The following is a 1,784-nucleotide window of genomic DNA, read 5'->3' as shown; positions in this document are numbered from 1 at the left end:
TTCCTCCCTCTATAAATATTGATGTATCAACGGTTTGACCCGCTGTAAGGGTGTCAAAAATATTTTTTTTGACACTCTGTTAACTAATACTTATTTGATATTCGAATCTTCAAACAGTCTGAGGCACGCTACGCGGTCACCGCTGGATAATACTGGTTGCGGTGATTGGTCCGTATACGATGCACTATGGATCTCCGCATTGCTTATGATGACGTACCCTCCCATGTCTCTTGGCGTCTGAAGCACCTACATTCCTTCGTTCGGTCTAGTCATAAGGCGGAGGCTGGCGAAGCTCCTTAGGGGACTCGTAGGTCGAATGGAAAATATAATGCCGGCTTCTCCGTGTCATCCAATTTTCTAGTCATTCACTATGAATGCAATGCTTAGGCAGCTCTTTCGAGCGTGGGAATGTCTCTCATCATTTGCTCTGCGTCAAACACCATGTGCTTCGTACAAATTGCGTGCAGTACCTTCAGTAGTTTTCCACAGAGAACTACAATGGACTGTTTCTTGCGTAATGGATTGACTTGTCTGGTTGTGTAATACTCGTGCAGTTGTTTAAATGCCTTGTTATGACGCACCATTGGCATCATGACACGGAAGAGCAGTGCACGCAGCTGGCTTCTTCCTCTTTTAGAAATTCGTTTCTGACCTTTGTGCTGGCCGGACGAGTTCTCCCTAAGTGTCAATCCCGCGAGTTTAAGTAATTGGCGTGGATGATCATAATGGGCGAAGCTGCCGATTTCCGATAATAAATCAATGATGGTTGCGTCCCCAAGACCAGGGACCGTTTGAAGATACTCGTACTCAACTGTCGTCTCAATGAGTTCCGTCAAGCTTTCCTGAAGGGATTCAAGTTCTTTTTCAATCTGGCGATAGCGTTGGACAAGTGTGGTGATTTCAATACGTGCCATCGTCTGTCCTTCTGTTATGCCAATAGAGATAAGCGCTGAATCAATGAGTTTCTTCGCCTTCGGTAACTGAGGGGATTTCATTCCCTCAACATCCCGATAGATTTCAACCAGTTCGATTGGCTCTTTTCCCGCTATATCGTTTGGGAATGGTGTACATTCAAGTGCTGCGAGTGCCATCTTGCCGAAGCTTGGGAACACTTGTTGAAACTCTGGAAAATAGCGATCAGTCCAGCGGATCATCTTGTTTTTAACAGCGTTCAATTCTTCAGTCAGATTGCCTTTGAGCGTCGCACCTACTCGCAGTTCAGCCTCTGTCTCCCTCAAGATCCGTGGATAGCTGTATCGACCGTCTTTCACTAAACGAGCGATGACAAGGGCATCCTTAGCGTCGTTCTTGGTCTGAAGGTTGTCGTCAAGTTCCTTGGATTTCTTTACATGCATTGGATTACATACAACGAGGGGGATTCCCCGATCGTCGAGAAAGTAAGCCAAATTGAGCCAGTAGTGGCCGGTCGGCTCGATGCCAATGATGACATCAGTTTTGCCAAATTGTTTCTTAGCATTAAGAATGCATTCATAGAAGTATTCGAACCCTTGCCTGGATTGGTGTACAGGAAACGATTTCTTTAGGAGCAGGCCACGTTCATCTACCATGCAGGCGTAATGTGTGCGCTTGGCGATGTCCATTCCTATTACCAGCGTTTTATCCGTAACTTGATTAATTTTAGCGTTTTGCGTAAAATTCATGATGAGTCCTCCTTGGTATCTAAATTAGGGGTCAATTCGTGCAGATTTGACACCCCGCATCATACCAAGAGGGCTTTTTCTGTTCAAGTCCCCGAAAAAGCTTCTAACAGGAATGCTCCTTAT

At 45.5% G+C, this 1,784-nt stretch carries 1 protein-coding gene; it reads right to left on the bottom strand.

Annotated elements, in window-relative coordinates; genetic code table 11:
* Nucleotides 1-383: 383 nt before the first annotated feature.
* Entirely contained in the window at nt 384-1,661 is a 1,278-nt protein-coding gene (locus tag H9649_RS17685; protein WP_099640080.1) for an IS110 family RNA-guided transposase, read from the bottom strand.
* Nucleotides 1,662-1,784 lie beyond the last annotated feature (123 nt).

Origin of the sequence: Sporosarcina quadrami (assembly GCF_014836615.1) — a bacterium.
GTDB lineage: Bacteria > Bacillota > Bacilli > Bacillales_A > Planococcaceae > Sporosarcina > Sporosarcina quadrami.
The sequence above is the reverse complement of the archived record's forward strand: the minus strand, read 5'-3'. Positions and strand labels throughout refer to the sequence as shown.